At 58.1% G+C, this 16,689-nt stretch carries 14 protein-coding genes and 1 tRNA gene; all 15 read right to left on the bottom strand.

Annotation, left to right across the window (positions count from 1 at the left end):
* The coding region (locus AC2A6O_RS28900) for a GTP-binding protein (RefSeq protein WP_498927975.1) at nt 1-118 on the bottom strand (118 nt) is incomplete at its 3' end.
* A gap of 47 nt (nt 119-165) precedes the next feature.
* Nucleotides 166-2,241 (bottom strand): elongation factor G, encoded by a 2,076-nt coding sequence (fusA, locus tag AC2A6O_RS28905; protein WP_148586600.1) that lies wholly within the window; start codon nt 2,239-2,241, stop codon nt 166-168.
* 25 nt (nt 2,242-2,266) lie between these two features.
* Entirely contained in the window at nt 2,267-2,737 is a 471-nt protein-coding gene (gene rpsG / locus AC2A6O_RS28910; protein WP_023001588.1) for a 30S ribosomal protein S7, read from the bottom strand.
* 11 nt (nt 2,738-2,748) lie between these two features.
* Nucleotides 2,749-3,120 (bottom strand): 30S ribosomal protein S12, encoded by a 372-nt coding sequence (gene rpsL / locus AC2A6O_RS28915; protein WP_006936459.1) that lies wholly within the window; start codon nt 3,118-3,120, stop codon nt 2,749-2,751.
* 687 nt (nt 3,121-3,807) lie between these two features.
* Nucleotides 3,808-4,101: a regulator gene (locus tag AC2A6O_RS28920; protein WP_148586599.1), complete on the bottom strand. Its 294-nt coding sequence runs from the start codon at nt 4,099-4,101 to the stop codon at nt 3,808-3,810.
* Between the two features lie 78 nt (nt 4,102-4,179).
* Nucleotides 4,180-8,379 carry a DNA-directed RNA polymerase subunit beta' gene (gene rpoC / locus AC2A6O_RS28925; protein WP_148586598.1) on the bottom strand — a complete coding sequence of 1,400 codons (4,200 nt, stop codon included), beginning with the start codon at nt 8,377-8,379 and terminating at the stop codon, nt 4,180-4,182.
* Between the two features lie 92 nt (nt 8,380-8,471).
* Nucleotides 8,472-12,611, bottom strand: a complete 4,140-nt coding sequence (gene rpoB, locus AC2A6O_RS28930; protein ID WP_498932171.1) for a DNA-directed RNA polymerase subunit beta — start codon at nt 12,609-12,611, stop codon at nt 8,472-8,474.
* A gap of 289 nt (nt 12,612-12,900) precedes the next feature.
* Nucleotides 12,901-13,278, bottom strand: coding sequence for a 50S ribosomal protein L7/L12 (rplL, locus tag AC2A6O_RS28935; RefSeq protein WP_148586596.1), 378 nt, complete (start codon nt 13,276-13,278; stop codon nt 12,901-12,903).
* Nucleotides 13,279-13,337: 59 nt separating this feature from the next.
* Nucleotides 13,338-13,856 carry a 50S ribosomal protein L10 gene (gene rplJ, locus AC2A6O_RS28940; RefSeq protein ID WP_023001583.1) on the bottom strand — a complete coding sequence of 173 codons (519 nt, stop codon included), beginning with the start codon at nt 13,854-13,856 and terminating at the stop codon, nt 13,338-13,340.
* A 325-nt stretch (nt 13,857-14,181) separates the two neighbouring features.
* A complete protein-coding gene (rplA, locus tag AC2A6O_RS28945) occupies nt 14,182-14,880 on the bottom strand; it encodes a 50S ribosomal protein L1 (protein ID WP_148586595.1) in 699 nt (232 codons plus the stop codon).
* A 4-nt stretch (nt 14,881-14,884) separates the two neighbouring features.
* Nucleotides 14,885-15,313: a 50S ribosomal protein L11 gene (rplK, locus tag AC2A6O_RS28950; protein WP_148586594.1), complete on the bottom strand. Its 429-nt coding sequence runs from the start codon at nt 15,311-15,313 to the stop codon at nt 14,885-14,887.
* Between the two features lie 176 nt (nt 15,314-15,489).
* Nucleotides 15,490-16,020, bottom strand: coding sequence for a transcription termination/antitermination protein NusG (nusG, locus tag AC2A6O_RS28955; RefSeq protein WP_148586593.1), 531 nt, complete (start codon nt 16,018-16,020; stop codon nt 15,490-15,492).
* A 66-nt stretch (nt 16,021-16,086) separates the two neighbouring features.
* On the bottom strand, nt 16,087-16,284 hold the full coding sequence (gene secE, locus AC2A6O_RS28960) for a preprotein translocase subunit SecE (protein ID WP_148586592.1): 198 nt from the start codon (nt 16,282-16,284) through the stop codon (nt 16,087-16,089).
* Nucleotides 16,285-16,386: 102 nt separating this feature from the next.
* Nucleotides 16,387-16,462: transfer RNA gene (locus AC2A6O_RS28965), tRNA-Trp, on the bottom strand.
* Nucleotides 16,463-16,570: 108 nt separating this feature from the next.
* Nucleotides 16,571-16,689, bottom strand: a 119-nt coding sequence (locus AC2A6O_RS28970) for an EF-Tu C-terminal domain-related protein (RefSeq protein WP_498932173.1), incomplete at its 5' end; no start/stop codon positions are given.

The following is a 16,689-nucleotide window of genomic DNA, read 5'->3' on the forward strand; positions in this document are numbered from 1 at the left end:
CGGTTTCAGCCAGCGTCATGGTGATTGCTGCGGTCAGCGTCGTCTTGCCGTGGTCAACGTGGCCAATCGTGCCAATGTTAACGTGCGGCTTATTGCGCTCAAATTTTTCTTTCGCCATCGGATTACTCCGTTTCTCTAGTTCTTCTTGACGTTAAGAGGATGGGCTCAGGCGTACTTCGCCTGAACCTCTTCGGCGACAGCCTGCGGCACCTGCTCGTAGTGATCGAACACCATCGAGTACTGTGCGCGGCCCTGAGACATGGAACGCAGGTTGTTCACGTAACCAAACATGTTGGCCAGCGGGACCATTGCGGTGATGACGGTTACGATGCCCCGGTTCTCCGTGCCGGCGATCTGGCCGCGGCGGGAGTTCAAGTCACCAATAACGTCACCCATGTAGTCTTCCGGAGTGACAACCTCGACCTTCATGATCGGCTCGAGCAGTTTCGGGCCGGCCTTGGCAATCCCTTCGCGGAAACCGGCACGGCCGGCGATTTCGAAGGCGAGAACCGAGGAGTCAACGTCGTGGTAGGCACCATCGATCAGGGTTGCCTTGATATCGAGCATCGGGAAGCCTGCCAGCGGACCGGAGGACATGACACTTTCAATACCTTTGGTAACGCCCGGGATGTATTCCTTCGGAACGGAACCACCGACGATCTTGCTTTCGAAGACGTAGCCTTCATTCGGCTCAGCCGGCTCGATGACCAGCTTGATGCGAGCGAACTGACCGGAACCACCAGACTGCTTCTTGTGGGTGTAATCCACTTCAGCAACCTTGGTGATGGTTTCACGGTAAGCCACCTGCGGTGCACCGATGTTGGCTTCGACCTTGAATTCGCGCTTCATGCGATCGACGATGATGTCCAGGTGCAGTTCGCCCATGCCGGCGATGATGGTCTGACCGGATTCTTCGTCGCTCTTGACGCGGAAGGACGGATCTTCTGCAGCCAGGCGGTTGAGCGCGAGGCCCATCTTTTCCTGGTCGCCCTTGGTCTTCGGCTCGACAGCGATCTCGATAACCGGCTCCGGGAATTCCATGCGCTCCAGGATCACCGGCTTCAGCGGATCACACAGGGTGTCGCCGGTCGTGGTGTCCTTGAGACCTGCGATAGCAACGATATCGCCTGCATAGGCTACATCAATGTCTTCGCGGGAGTTGGAGTGCATCTGCATCATCCGGCCAACGCGCTCACGCTTTTCTTTAACGGTGTTCAGCAGGGACACGCCCTTGTTCAGAACACCGGAATAGATGCGGCAGAACGTCAGGGAACCGACAAACGGGTCGTTGGCGATCTTGAACGCCAGCAGACCAAGCGGCTCTTCGTCCGAAGACTTGCGAATGATTTCTTCTTCGGTCTTCGGGTCGATGCCTTTGATGTCCGGCACTTCGACCGGGCTCGGCAGGTAATCGACAACAGCGTCGAGAAGCGGCTGAACGCCCTTGTTCTTGAACGCGGAACCGCAGAACACCGGAACGAACTCGGTGCTGATCGTGCCCTTGCGGATAAGCTTCTTGAGCGTCTCAATGGAGGGCTCTTCGCCTTCCAGATAAGCTTCCATGACAGCTTCATCAACTTCAACGACAGTCTCGATCAGAGCATCGCGAGCTTCCTGAGCGCGATCTACGAGATCAGCCGGGATGTCAACGATGTCCCAGGCAGCACCGAGGTTTTCAGACTGCCAGATCAGAGCCTTCATTTCCAGAAGGTCGATACAACCGGCGAAGTCGCTTTCTGCGCCAACAGGAAGCTGCATGACCAGCGGAGTTGCGCCGAGGCGTTCCTTGATCATCGTGACGCAACGATCGAAGTCGGCGCCCAGCTTGTCCATCTTGTTGACGAAGATCATCCGCGGAACGTGGTACTTGTCGGCCTGACGCCAGACAGTTTCCGTCTGCGGCTCAACGCCAGCGTTTGCATCCAGAAGGGCGACGGCACCGTCGAGCACACGCAGGGACCGTTCAACTTCAATGGTGAAGTCAACGTGGCCCGGGGTGTCGATGATGTTCAGGCGCTTTTCTTTCCAGAAAGCGGTGGTTGCAGCAGAGGTGATCGTGATGCCACGCTCCTGCTCCTGCTCCATCCAGTCCATGGTGGCTGCGCCGTCATGAACTTCGCCGATCTTGTGGCTCTTACCAGTGTAGAAGAGGATCCGCTCGGTCGTTGTGGTCTTTCCAGCATCGATGTGAGCCATGATGCCGAAGTTGCGGTAGTCCTCGATTTTATGCGTGCGCGCCATAGCGTCAGCCCTTCGAAGTCACAAATTACCAGCGATAGTGCGAGAATGCGCGGTTGGCGTCTGCCATCCGGTGCGTGTCTTCGCGCTTCTTGACTGCGGTGCCACGGTTGTTGGCCGCATCGAGCAGTTCGCCGGAAAGACGGTCAACCATCGTGGTTTCGTTACGATTGCGAGCCGCAGTGATCAGCCAGCGAATTGCCAGGGCCTGACGGCGGTCGGTACGAACCTCGACCGGAACCTGGTAGGTCGCACCACCAACACGGCGGGAGCGAACTTCCACTTGCGGCATGACGTTCTCAAGAGCTGCGTGGAACACTTCGATCGGGTTCTCGCGGGTCTTGTTCTCGACGACGTCGAATGCACCGTACACGATGCGCTCTGCGGTCGACTTCTTACCGTCGTACATGATGGAGTTCATGAACTTGGTTACGACGATATCCCCGAACTTCGGATCCGGGTTAATTTCGCGTTTTTCAGCGCGGTGACGACGGGACATCTATGTGCTCCTTACTTCGGCCGCTTCGCGCCGTATTTCGAACGACGCTGCTTACGATCCTTGACGCCCTGGGTATCGAGCACACCACGGATGATGTGGTAGCGCACACCCGGCAAATCCTTTACGCGGCCGCCGCGGATCATGACCACCGAGTGTTCCTGAAGGTTGTGACCTTCACCCGGGATGTAGCCAATGACTTCGAAGCCGTTGGTCAGGCGGATCTTGGCCACCTTACGAAGAGCCGAGTTCGGCTTCTTCGGCGTCGTCGTGTAAACGCGGGTGCAAACACCACGCTTCTGGGGGCAGGCCTCCATGGCCGGCACCTTGTTCCGCTTAGGCGGATCTTTCCGCGGCTTGCGGATCAACTGGTTGATGGTCGGCATTCTTTGCCCTTTACCTTGTCCATCCAAAAATTCGTATGCAACTGCAGTCCCCCGCTGACTTTGACCTCTCTCCGGTTTGACCCGTAAAGACATGCAAAATCGCGCCCGCGCGCTCAATGAAGAGCGGCAGGCGCTGCGAAAAACCAGAGGACCACGAGTTGCCCCGCGGTCATGCAATCGACGCGTATTCGCCTATATAGCCCGGCAGCGTTTAAGAGGACTGGGTCCTGCGCCTTGGTTAGCGCTGGACGGGTTCACTCTTACCGCCTGCCCTTGGGATGCGCGGAAACTACTCATATGCACCCATTGCGTCAAGTGCTTTGTCGAAAAAACAGCGTTTGTGCGGGTTACAGCTTGGTCATCTGAATTTCCGGAAGGAATCCCATCACTTAGCAGCTTCATTCGATACCTTTTCGGTGCTTTTTGGTAATTTTATTGCGCACCGTGATTCCGCAAACCAGAGGAATCCTGAATCAAGTCTGACCGGAATGAGTCAAAACGGGGCACTCGATTGCGAAGACTCGTTTGTCCGGCCCTGCAGCACGTTGATTCACGTGGTGATTCCAGACAAGTCTGGCCGGAAGGCAACCTGGATTCGCAAGCCGCCTTCCCCCTCGCCTCTGCTATGCGCCAAACGCACAGCAGGTATATTGCGCACAGAGCGAATGTCGAAGATCTTTTCGCCGGTCAGGCCGTGAACGTCACGATGGCGACGTTGCCGGCAAGGGCATCCTGATAGGCGCCTTCGTAAACCGGGTCATCCGGTTCGCCGTCCATAACCCCGATCTGGTCGAGTTCGGCTTCCGCAAACCCCTGGGCGGAAAGCGCCTCAAGCGTCTTGCGCACTGCATCATCATCATCAGGCGCCCTCAGCAGCGCGTGAATGGTAATGGCATCATCCGGCGACGCCTCTTCGTTTTCCCACACCCTGCCAATCACGATGTAGACCACCGGATCCAGTTCAACTTCATTGTCGTTCATATGATCAGGCCTCTTTTGCCTCATTATACAAGAAAGGCCGCCCGAGGGCGGCCTTTCGATAGCTAGACGGCAGACCGATTATTCGGCTGCGCCGGTCATGTCTTCCAGAAGCCCTTCCGCTGCGCTGTCCGAAGACTGCTGACGCTGAGCTTCCTGGATCAGGTCGTCGCGATGGCTCGCGATCTTGCGGATCCGCTTCATCACCCCACCGGTACCGGCCGGGATCAGACGGCCAACGATGACGTTCTCCTTGAGGCCGACCAGCGGGTCGGTTTTGCCGTTGACCGCTGCGTCGGTAAGAACGCGGGTCGTCTCCTGGAAGGAGGCGGCGGAGAAGAACGACCGCGTCTGCAGCGACGCCTTGGTGATACCGAGCAGAACCGGCACTCCCTTGGCAGGATCGCGTGCATTGTCGATCGCCCGGCTGTTGGCTTCTTCGAAGTCGATCTTGTCGATCTGTTCGCCTGCGAAGAACTCCGTGTCACCCGGATCGGTGATTTCGACCTTCTGCAACATCTGGCGGACAATCACTTCAATGTGCTTGTCGTTGATGGTCACGCCCTGCAGACGGTAGACTTCCTGGATTTCGTTGACGAGGTAGGCCGCCAGGGCCTCCACGCCTTTAACGGCCAGGATGTCGTGCGGAGCCGGGTTACCGTCGAGAATGTACTCACCCTTTTCAATGGCGTCGCCTTCCTGAAGATGGAAGTGCTTGCCTTTCGGGATGAGGTATTCGACGGGCTCGACACCTTCTTCCGCCGGCTCGATGATGACGCGGCGCTTGTTCTTGTAGTCGCGACCGAAGCGGATCGTACCATCGATTTCGGCGATGATCGCATGATCCTTCGGACGGCGAGCCTCGAACAGTTCCGCAACACGCGGCAGACCACCGGTGATGTCCTTGGTCTTTGCACTTTCCAGCGGGATACGGGCCAGAACGTCACCAGCCTTGACCGAAGACCCAGGCTGAACGGACAGGATCGCGTCCACGGATAGTATCAGACGAGCGTCGGAGCCGCGGTCGGTTTTGAAAATGGTGCCTTTTTCGTCCTTGATGACGATTGCCGGCTTCAAATCCTGACCACGCTGCGAAGAGCGCCAGTCGATGACGACACGCTTGGTGATACCGGTCGCCTCATCGGCCGTTTCCTGAACGGACGCACCATCGACCAGATCCTCGAAGTCCACGATACCGTCGACTTCTGCAAGCATCGGACGGGTATACGGATCCCATTCGGCGATCCGCTGGCCGCGCTTGACCGCATCGCCTTCATCGACATGCAGCTTGGAACCATAGGCCACCCGGTGCACGGCGCGCTCGTTACCGTCGCTGTCGATAACAACGATGGACATGTTGCGGACCATGGCAATCAGATTGCCGTCACTGTCGCGATTGACCGAACGGTTCCGGATCTTGATCGTACCATCGACGTTGGACTCGATGAACGAGCTGTCGACCACCTGTGCGGTACCACCGATGTGGAAGGTACGCATGGTCAGCTGCGTGCCCGGCTCACCGATGGACTGTGCGGCGATAACGCCGACAGCTTCACCCATGTTCACAGGTGTACCACGTGCAAGGTCACGACCGTAGCAGGTCGCGCAGACGCCGGTTTCGGTTTCACAGGTCAGAACCGAACGGATCTTGATCTGCTGAACCTTGGCGGCCTCGATGGCATCAACGTCCTTCTCGTCGATCAGCGTGCCCTTGGCGACAAGCAGTTCTCCGGTCTGGTTGTTGTAGACATCTTCCGCAGTCGTACGGCCCAGAACGCGCATGCCGAGCGAGGCGATGACGTTACCGGCATCGACGATCGGAGCAACGGTGATGCCGCGCGTGGATCCGCAATCCGGTTCCAGAATAATGGAATCCTGGGCGACGTCCACCAGACGGCGGGTCAGGTAACCGGAGTTAGCGGTCTTCAGTGCGGTATCGGCCAGACCCTTACGGGCACCGTGCGTGGAGTTGAAGTACTCCAGAACCGACAGACCTTCCTTGAAGTTCGAGATGATCGGGTTCTCGATAATGGAACCATCCGGCTTGGCCATAAGGCCACGCATGCCGGCCAGCTGCTTCATCTGCTGGGGCGAACCACGGGCACCGGAGTGAGACATCATGTAAACCGAGTTCATCGGCTTCTGACGTCCGCTCTCCTCATCGATCTGGACCGCCTTAATGCGGGCCATCATCTCGTCAGCAATCTTGTCGGTACATTTCGCCCAGGCGTCGACAACCTTGTTGTACTTCTCGCCCTGGGTGATCAGACCGTCGTTGTACTGCTGCTCGTATTCGGTTGCGAGCGACGAGGTTTCCGCCACCAGATTGTGCTTGGTGTCCGGGATGACCATGTCGTCCATGCCGAAGGAGATGCCGGCGTTACAGGCGTTCTTGAAACCAAGCTGCATGATCCGGTCACAGAAGATAACCGTCTCCTTCTGACCGCAGGCACGGTAAACCGTGTCGATCATCTTGGAGATGTCCTTCTTGGTCATCAGCTTGTTGCAGACCTCGAACGGCACTTCGTGGTGCTTCGGCAGAAGCTCCGCAATAAGCATGCGGCCCGGAGTGGTTTCGTTGATCTCGGAGGTCTCGTTTCCATCGGCATCGATGGAGCGGAACCGGCCCTTGATCTTGGTGTGCAGCGTAATGACCTTGTTGGCCAGCGCGTGGTGGATCTCACCGGTGTTGCCGAAGACCATGCCTTCGCCCGGTTCCTTTTCCGCCATGATCGACAGATAGTAGAGACCCAGAACGATATCCTGCGACGGAACGATGATCGGGCCACCGTTTGCCGGGTGCAGAATGTTGTTGGTCGACATCATCAGCGTACGCGCTTCAAGCTGGGCTTCCAGCGACAGCGGTACGTGAACAGCCATCTGGTCACCGTCGAAGTCGGCGTTGAAGGCCGAGCAGACGAGCGGGTGCAGCTGGATAGCCTTGCCTTCGATCAGCGTCGGTTCAAATGCCTGGATACCAAGACGGTGCAGCGTCGGCGCGCGGTTCAGGAGAACCGGGTGCTCACGGATGACTTCGTCGAGGATGTCCCAAACTTCCGGACGTTCCTTTTCAACCAGCTTCTTGGCCTGCTTCACGGTCGAAGAGAAGCCTTTGGCGTCAAGCCGCGAATAGATGAACGGCTTGAACAGCTCGAGCGCCATCTTCTTCGGCAAGCCGCACTGGTGCAGCTTGAGTTCCGGACCCACGGTGATAACCGAACGGCCGGAATAATCGACGCGCTTGCCGAGCAGGTTCTGACGGAACCGGCCCTGCTTGCCCTTCAACATGTCGGACAGCGACTTCAGCGGACGCTTGTTGGCACCGGTGATGACGCGGCCGCGGCGGCCGTTGTCGAACAGGGCGTCAACGGACTCCTGCAGCATGCGCTTTTCGTTCCGGATGATGATATCCGGAGCACGCAGTTCCATCAGGCGGCGCAGACGGTTGTTACGGTTGATCACGCGGCGGTAGAGATCGTTCAGATCGGACGTCGCGAACCGGCCGCCGTCAAGCGGAACCAGCGGACGAAGATCCGGCGGGATTACCGGAACGACAGTCATGATCATCCATTCCGGGCGGTTGCCCGATTCCATGAATGCTTCGATGACCTTCAGACGCTTGGCAAGCTTCTTCGGCTTCAGTTCGGTGGTCGCCTCGGCGATCTCCTGACGCAACTTCTCGCTTTCGCGCTCCAGATCCATGCTCATCAGGATCTCGCGGATCGCTTCAGCACCGATCATTGCGGTGAAGGCATCTTCGCCATACTCGTCCTGAGCGGCGACGAAGTCTTCTTCAGACAGAAGCTGGTGCTGCTTGAGCGGGGTCAGGCCCGGCTCGAGAACCACGTAGTTCTCGAAATACAGAACCCGTTCCAGATCCTTCAGTGTCATGTCGAGCAGAAGGCCGATACGGCTCGGCAGGGACTTCAGGAACCAGATGTGCGCAACAGGCGCGGCCAGTTCGATGTGGCCCATGCGTTCACGGCGGACCCGCGACAGGGTGACTTCAACGCCACACTTTTCGCAGATAACGCCCTTGTATTTCATGCGCTTGTACTTGCCGCACAGGCACTCGTAGTCCTTGATCGGACCAAAGATACGCGCGCAGAACAGACCGTCACGTTCAGGCTTGAACGTACGGTAGTTGATGGTTTCCGGCTTTTTGATTTCGCCGAAAGACCAGGACAAGATCTTTTCCGGGCTCGCAAGCGAAATCCGGATATTGTCGAAGGTCTGTGTGGGAGCCTGTTGATTGAACAGGTTCATGACCTCATGATTCATGATCCATCTCCTTCGATGCGCGGCGGGGGAGCGAGCTCTTGCGCCCCTCCCCGCAACCGGCATTCCAAGTCATTTGTGGTCCGTAGGCGGGGTTATTCTGCGGCGTCCGCAGTTTCTTCCTCGCCGATCACTGGGACATCGGTTCGTTGCAGTTCAACGTTGAGACCCAGGGACCGCATTTCCTTCACAAGCACGTTGAAGCTTTCCGGAATGCCCGCCTCGAAGGTGTCGTCGCCACGTACGATGGCCTCATAGACCTTTGTACGGCCGGCAACGTCATCCGACTTGACGGTGAGCATTTCCTGCAGCGTGTAGGCTGCACCGTATGCTTCAAGCGCCCAGACCTCCATTTCCCCGAAGCGCTGGCCACCGAACTGTGCCTTACCACCGAGCGGCTGCTGGGTGACGAGCGAGTACGGGCCAATCGAACGGGCATGGATCTTGTCGTCGACAAGGTGGTGGAGCTTCAACATGTAGATGTAGCCCACGGTCACCTTGCGGTCGAACTCTTCACCGGTTCGGCCATCATACAGAACGGACTGGCCGCTCGGATCATAGCCGGCGATGTTGAGCGCCTCGACGACATCGGGTTCACGCGCACCGTCGAAGACTGGCGTTGCAATGCTGACGCCCTTCTTCAGCTGCTCCGCCAGGCGGACGACGCCTTCGTCGTCGTATTCCTTGACGTTGTCGCCCTTCATGTTGTCGCCATAGATCTCGACGATCTTGCCGCGCAACTCGTCGATCTCGCCCGACTTCCTGTACTCTTCGTACAATTCGCCGATCCGGTTACCCATGCCGCGGCAGGCCCAACCCAGGTGGGTTTCAAGGATCTGACCGACGTTCATGCGCGACGGAACGCCGAGCGGGTTCAACACGATATCGACATGCGTGCCGTCTTCCAGGAACGGCATGTCTTCGCACGGGTTGATCTTGGAGACCACGCCCTTGTTGCCGTGACGGCCAGCCATCTTGTCGCCCGGCTGAAGCTTGCGCTTCACGGCAACGAAGACCTTGACCATCTTCATGACACCCGGCGGCAGTTCGTCACCGCGCTGCAGTTTCTCGACCTTGTCGATGAAACGCTGCTCGAGACGCTTGCGGCTGTCGTCATACTGACCACGCAGAGCTTCGATCTCGGACATGAACTTCTCGTCGTCAGTGGCAAACTGCCACCACTGCGAGCGCGGGAAGTCGTTGAGAACGTCCCCGGTGAGCACGGTGTCCTTCTTGGAGCCCTTCGGGCCGGCAACGGCTGTCTTGTCCATCAGCATCTCGGCCAGACGGCCATAGACGTTGCGGTCGAGGATCGCCTGTTCGTCGTCGCGGTCTTTTGCGAGACGCTCGATTTCCTCACGCTCGATAGCCATCGCACGTTCGTCTTTTTCAACGCCGTGGCGATTGAAGACGCGCACTTCGACAACAGTACCCGAAACCCCCGGCGGAAGACGCAGGGAAGTGTCGCGAACGTCGGACGCCTTTTCACCGAAGATGGCACGCAGAAGCTTTTCTTCCGGTGTCATCGGGCTTTCACCCTTCGGCGTGATCTTGCCGACCAGGATATCGCCCGGGTTCAGTTCGGCGCCGATGTAGACGATGCCGGCTTCGTCGAGGTTCTTCAGCGCTTCTTCCGAAACGTTCGGAATGTCACGCGTAATTTCTTCCGGTCCAAGCTTGGTGTCACGGGCCATCACTTCGAATTCCTCGAGGTGAATGGAGGTGAACACGTCGTCAGAGACGATCCGTTCGGACAGGAGGATGGAATCCTCGAAGTTGTAGCCGTTCCAGGGCATGAACGCGACGAGCACGTTCCGGCCGAGCGCCAGATCGCCAAGATCGGTCGACGGACCGTCGGCGATGATATCGCCCTTGTTGATCCGGTCACCGACACGCACCAGCGGACGCTGGTTGATGCAGGTGTTCTGGTTGGACCGCTGGAACTTCTGCAGACGGTAGATATCGACACCGGACTTGCCCGGATCGAGGTCCTCGGTCGCGCGGATAACGATACGCGTCGCATCCACCTGATCGACAACACCCGCACGGCGTGCACCAATGGCGGCCCCGGAATCGCGGGCCACGATCGGCTCCATGCCGGTACCCACGAACGGTGCCTCGGCACGCACCAGCGGAACGGCCTGACGCTGCATGTTCGAGCCCATCAGTGCGCGGTTGGCGTCATCGTTCTCGAGGAACGGGATGAGCGCGGCCGCGACGGACACGAGTTGCTTCGGCGACACGTCCATGAGGTCGACCTTGTCGGACGGAACCATCATGTTTTCGCCGGCGTGACGGCAGGTGATCAGCTCTTCCGTGAACCGGCCTTCGTCGTCGTAGACGGCGTTGGACTGGGCCACGTAGTGCTTGGCTTCTTCCATGGCGGAAAGATAGACGACTTCGTTGGTAACGGCGCCGTCTTTCACTTTCCGGTACGGGCTTTCGATGAAGCCGTACTTGTTCACACGGGCGAAGGTTGCCAGCGAGTTGATCAGACCGATGTTCGGGCCTTCCGGCGTTTCAATCGGGCAGATACGACCATAGTGCGTCGGGTGAACGTCACGAACTTCGAAGCCTGCGCGTTCACGGGTCAGACCACCCGGTCCAAGAGCCGACAGGCGGCGCTTGTGGGTGACTTCCGACAGCGGGTTGGTCTGGTCCATGAACTGCGACAGCTGCGAAGAGCCGAAGAATTCACGAACGGCAGCGGCAGCCGGCTTCGCGTTGATCAGATCCTGCGGCATGACCGTGTCGATTTCGACCGAGCTCATGCGCTCCTTGATCGCGCGTTCCATACGCAACAGACCGACGCGGTACTGATTTTCCATCAGCTCGCCGACAGAACGAACACGGCGGTTGCCGAGGTTGTCGATGTCGTCGATTTCGCCCTTGCCGTCACGCAGTTCCAGAAGAACCCGGATGACTTCAAGGATGTCGGCCTTGCGCAGTGTGCGGACAGTGTCGGCGCACTCCACGTCAAGACGCATGTTCATCTTCACGCGGCCAACCGCGGACAGATCGTAGCGCTCTTCATCGAAGAACAGCGACTGGAACATCGCCTCGGCAGTGTCGATGGTGGGCGGCTCGCCCGGGCGCATCACGCGGTAGATGTCGAACAGCGCATCCTCGCGGGATTCGTTCTTGTCGACCGACAGCGTGTTGCGGATGTAGGGACCTGTGTTGACATGGTCGATGTCGAGCATCGGCAGGTCGTGGTAACCACGGTCCACCAGTTCTTCCAGCAGCTTGCCGGTAATCTCGTCACCGGCTTCGGCATAGATCTCGCCGCTCTTCATGTCGACGATGTCTTCCGCCAGATACTGGCCATGAAGGTCTTCGTCGGTCACTTTAAGAGCGGTGACGCCCTTTTCCTCGAGCTGCTTGATGGTGCGCTGGGTGATCTTGCGACCACCTTCGATCACCACTTCGCCGCTGTCGGCGTCGATCAGGTCGTAGGACGCCTTGGTGCCCTTCAGCCGAGCGCCATCAAACGGCATCCGCCAGGAGCCATCCTTCTGACGGGTGTAATCGATACGCTTGTAGAACGTGTTGAGGATTTCTTCGCCATCGAGGCCAAGCGCCATCAGCAGGGAGGTAACCGGGATCTTGCGGCGGCGGTCGATACGCGCATGCACGATGTCCTTGGCGTCGAACTCGATGTCGAGCCAGGAACCGCGATACGGGATCACGCGCGCTGCGAACAGCAGCTTGCCGGAAGAATGGGTCTTGCCCTTGTCATGGTCAAAGAACACACCGGGAGAACGGTGCATCTGGGAGACGATGACGCGTTCGGTACCATTGACGATAAAGGTGCCGTTGTCGGTCATAAACGGCATGTCGCCCATGTAGACATCCTGTTCCTTGATGTCTTTGACGGACTTGGCACCGGTGTCTTCATCGACGTCGAATACGATCAGGCGCAGAGTAACCTTCAGCGGTGCTGCAAAGGTCATGTCGCGCTGGCGGCACTCGTCGACGTCGTATTTTGGAGCTTCAAATTCGAAGGAAACGAATTCCAGAAGGGAAGTGCCCGCAAAATCCGAGATCGGAAATACGGACTGGAAGACCGCTTCAAGGCCTTCATTCTTGCGGCCACCGCCCGGCATCTCATCGACCTGTAGAAACTGGTCGTAGGATGCTTTTTGAACCTCGATGAGATTAGGCATAGCCGCGACATCGCGGATCGATCCGAAATATTTACGGACCTTTTTGCGACCGTTGAACGTTTGGGTCATTGTCGCTCCTCGTATCGGCCGGGTAACGGCTTCCCGAAACGCCCCTTTTCCAATCGGGCGAGCGCCCGGGCGCTTCGGAAAACCGTCCCCCCTGGATCAACCTGCTTCAGGTGCCCTCACCTGAAACCAGACAAGTTGACCGGACTTAGGGGCCCAGAACATCTTGGTCTGCCGTCTTGCGAAAGCAGGATGCTCTAGTGGTACGTATGCCCCGGAAACGGGAAAATCCCGCCGGGGCGAATAACGGTCCCGGTTACCCGGGACCGTTCAAAAGGCCAAAAGGCCTCTATTATTTCAGCTCGACAGATGCGCCAGCTTCTTCGAGCTTCTTCTTCAGCTCTTCTGCTTCGTCTTTGCCAACGCCTTCCTTGACCGGCTTCGGAGCGCCTTCGACGAGCTCCTTAGCTTCTTTCAGGCCAAGACCGGTGATAGCGCGGACTTCCTTGATGACGTTGATTTTCTTGTCGCCAGCAGCGGTCAGGACAACGTCAAATTCGGTCTTTTCTTCAGCAGCAGCGGCATCGCCACCACCAGCAGCAGCAGCAGCAACTGCGACCGGAGCAGCAGCAGAAACGCCCCACTTTTCTTCCAGAAGCTTGCTGAGTTCAGCAGCTTCCATAACGGTCAGTGCGGACAGTTCGTCGACGAGCTTTTCAAGATCAGCCATTTTTCAGTACCTTAAGTTCGAACCAGTTTTGGTTACGTGAGACAGTGTGTTTGGACGCCTTATGCGGCCTCGTCCTTCTTGGCGTAAGCGCCGAAGACGCGGGCAAGCTGCCCGGCCGGAGCGTTGACAACCTGTGCAATCCGGGAAGCCGGGGTCTGGATCATGCCAACCAGTTTCGCACGCAGCTCATCGAGCGACGGCATGGTTGCCAGAGACTTGACCCCATCCGGGTTCAGGTTGGTCGAGCCAAGAGCACCACCAAGAATTGCAAACTTTTCGTTTGCCTTGGCGAAATCGACGGCTGCTTTCGGAGCGGCTACCGGATCGTCGGAGTGGACGATAACGGTCGGGCCCTGAAACAGGTCGGAGATGTGCTCAAGGTCGGTGCCTTGAAGGGCGAGTTTGACAAGGCGGTTTTTTGCGACTTTTACAGTGCCGCCGGCTTCGCGCACGGATGCCCGCAATGCGGTCATCTGAGCTACCGAAAGGCCTGCATAGTGCGCGACGACGACAACACCGGTGTTACCCAGCTCGGCGTTGAGGGCCGACACGAACTCGTGCTTTTCCGCTCTTTCCACTTGCCTTCTCCATTTGGCGGCTGTGATGCCGCCGGTTTACCTTGCCGCCTGGCAGATGGTCCCGAACCCGGAACCACCCATCCTGGCGACGCTCAGGGTCCTGTCCCCTCACCTTCGCGCCCTTGGGCGCCCGGCAAGGTCTGGTTCGAACCGGGTCGGTCCACCGGATCGGTGGCGAAATCGGTTCTCACCCATCTATGCAGGCCTTGTTCGGCTTAAGCCGGTTTCCCGGCACCTGCAGTCTCGGACAGGGCAACCTGGCGGCTAGCCGCCAGGTCTATTCGGCCATTCGGCCGAAATCTTGTATCAATCCGGAAAGTCCGGATTATTCGCCAGCAACAGTGGCGAGGTCGACCTTCACGCCCGGGCCCATCGTAGAGGACACGGCGATGCGCTTCAGGTATGTGCCTTTTGCGCCAGTCGGCTTGGCTTTCTGAACAGCGTCCAGCAGGGCCTTGACGTTCTCGGTGATCGCTTCTTCGGAGAAGGACACCTTGCCAACGCCGGCATGAACGATACCGGCCTTTTCGACGCGGAACTGAACGGCGCCGCCCTTGGCGTCGTTGACAGCGGACTTGACGTCCGGAGTCACAGTGCCGACTTTCGGGTTCGGCATCAGGCCGCGCGGGCCGAGAACCTTACCGAGACGGCCGACGAGCGGCATCATGTCCGGAGTTGCAATGCAGCGATCGAAATCGATCTTGCCGCCCTGAACTTCCTGAACCAGCTCTTCTGCACCAACGATATCGGCGCCGGCTGCCTTGGCTTCCTCAGCCTTGTCGCCACGTGCGAACACGGCAACACGAACGGTCTTGCCGGTGCCGTTCGGCAGGATGCACACGCCGCGGACCATCTGGTCTGCATGGCGGGGATCAACACCGAGATTAATCGCAACTTCAACGGTTTCGTCGAACTTGGTCTTGGAACGGTCCTTCACGAGGCCAACAGCTTCGTTCAGGGAATACAGCTTGTTGCGGTCGAGACCTTCACGCGCTGTCTTGATACGCTTACCAACCTTCGCCATGATCTTACTCCGTTACCTCAAGGCCCATGGAGCGGGCGGAGCCTTCGACCATCAGCATTGCTGCATCGACGTCGTTGGCGTTCAGGTCCTTCATCTTGGCTTCGGCGATTTCCTTCACCTGAGCCTTGGTCACAGAACCTACCGTGCCACGGCCCGGGGTCTGGGAACCCTTCTGCAGCTTCGCAGCTTTCTTCAGGAAGAAGCTGACCGGAGCCGTCTTCACTTCGAACGTGAAGGACTTGTCGGAGTAGTAAGTGATCACGGTCGGGCACGGAGCGCCCTTTTCAGCATCCTGCGTGGCAGCGTTAAACGCCTTACAGAATTCCATGATGTTCAGACCACGCTGACCGAGCGCCGGACCAATGGGCGGCGACGGAGTAGCGGAACCTGCCGGCACCTGAAGCTTCAGGAAACCTTCAATTTTTTTCGCCATGTTTCTCTCCAGTCATATACAGCTGAATGGCTCTTCAACTGCTTGGGAGTTGGTGGTCCGGCCCTTTTCGGAACCCGGCGAAGAGCTCCAGAACCTTCCACCCTTTCATCCCGGAAACCGTATCCCGCTGGACACTGCGACCGGGCTCTCAAGCCACCCCTCAGGGCAGCAAACGGTCAGAGCTTGTCGACCTGACCGAATTCCAGTTCCACCGGCGTTGCGCGGCCAAAGATGGACACTGCCACCTTGAGACGTGCGCGCTCGTCGTCGACTTCCTCGACAAGACCGGAGAAGGATGCGAACGGACCATCGGAAACACGCACCTGCTCGCCAACCTCGAAGGTGACGGACGGCTTCGGCCGGTCAACACCTTCCTGCACCTGGTTGATGATGCGCATAGCTTCTTTTTCCGGGATCGGCATTGGCTTTTGATCCGCCCCCAGAAACCCGGTCACCTTCGGTGTATCCTTGATCAGGTGAAACGCCTCGTTGGTCATTTCCATCTTCACCAGGACGTAGCCCGGGAAGAATTTGCGCTCAGCATCAACCTTGCGGCCACGGCGCACTTCAACGACCTTTTCCATCGGAACGAGAATTTCCTCGAACAGATCGGACACACCCTTCTGCTCAGCCTTTTCGCGGATGGACTCGGCGACCTTCTTCTCGAAATTGGAGTAGGCGTGCACAATGTACCAGCGCTTGGCCATGGATCTCAGTTCCGTTTCTTGTTCTTTGTCTTCAAACCGGACAATCGCCCGGGCGGCTGCAGTAAATTAGCCGCCGACACCCAGAAGATAGCCGATCCCGAAGCCCATCAACTGATCTGCCACGAGAAAAAAGATTGCAGCGATCACAACCATGATGAAAACCATCACGGTGGTTATCGCCGTCTCCTTGCGCGTCGGCCAAGTGACCTTGGACGTTTCCGCGCGTACTTCCTGGATAAATTTAAAGGGATTGGTCTTCGCCATTCCGATTCCGGTCTGTTAAATACGAGTGGGCGCGCGAAAAACTTCGCGCGCCTCACTCGAGGAAACTCTTAAGCCCTCGAGGCAGATTAATCAAGAGCAAATTGGCAGGGGCAGCAGGGTTCGAACCCGCGACCTACGGTTTTGGAGACCGTCGCTCTACCAGCTGAGCTATACCCCTTCAGAAGTCCGCCTGAACGAACTTGCTCCTGATACCCTCTGAAGCCGCACATCGCAAGACTTAAGAGGTAGGCCTGCCGGGCACAAGGCCCGGCAGGCCGAATTCAAATTATTCGATGATGGATGCGACGACGCCAGCACCGACGGTACGGCCACCTTCGCGGATAGCGAAGCGCAGGCCTTCTTCCATCGCGATCGGCACGATCAGCTCAACGTCAACGGAGACGT

It is taken from the genome of Labrenzia sp. ATLA3 (assembly GCF_057180185.1).

What these genes read in the sequence shown, in the direction of transcription:
- fusA (WP_148586600.1), bottom strand. Translation starts at nt 2,241, where the DNA reads ATGGCGCGCACGCATAAAATCGAGGACTACCGCAACTTCGGCATCATG.
- rpsG (WP_023001588.1), bottom strand. Translation starts at nt 2,737, where the DNA reads ATGTCCCGTCGTCACCGCGCTGAAAAACGCGAAATTAACCCGGATCCG.
- rpsL (WP_006936459.1), bottom strand. Translation starts at nt 3,120, where the DNA reads ATGCCGACCATCAACCAGTTGATCCGCAAGCCGCGGAAAGATCCGCCT.
- AC2A6O_RS28920 (WP_148586599.1), bottom strand. Translation starts at nt 4,101, where the DNA reads ATGAACGACAATGAAGTTGAACTGGATCCGGTGGTCTACATCGTGATT.
- rpoC (WP_148586598.1), bottom strand. Translation starts at nt 8,379, where the DNA reads ATGAATCATGAGGTCATGAACCTGTTCAATCAACAGGCTCCCACACAG.
- rpoB (WP_498932171.1), bottom strand. Translation starts at nt 12,611, where the DNA reads ATGACCCAAACGTTCAACGGTCGCAAAAAGGTCCGTAAATATTTCGGA.
- rplL (WP_148586596.1), bottom strand. Translation starts at nt 13,278, where the DNA reads ATGGCTGATCTTGAAAAGCTCGTCGACGAACTGTCCGCACTGACCGTT.
- rplA (WP_148586595.1), bottom strand. Translation starts at nt 14,880, where the DNA reads ATGGCGAAGGTTGGTAAGCGTATCAAGACAGCGCGTGAAGGTCTCGAC.
- rplK (WP_148586594.1), bottom strand. Translation starts at nt 15,313, where the DNA reads ATGGCGAAAAAAATTGAAGGTTTCCTGAAGCTTCAGGTGCCGGCAGGT.
- nusG (WP_148586593.1), bottom strand. Translation starts at nt 16,020, where the DNA reads ATGGCCAAGCGCTGGTACATTGTGCACGCCTACTCCAATTTCGAGAAG.
- secE (WP_148586592.1), bottom strand. Translation starts at nt 16,284, where the DNA reads ATGGCGAAGACCAATCCCTTTAAATTTATCCAGGAAGTACGCGCGGAA.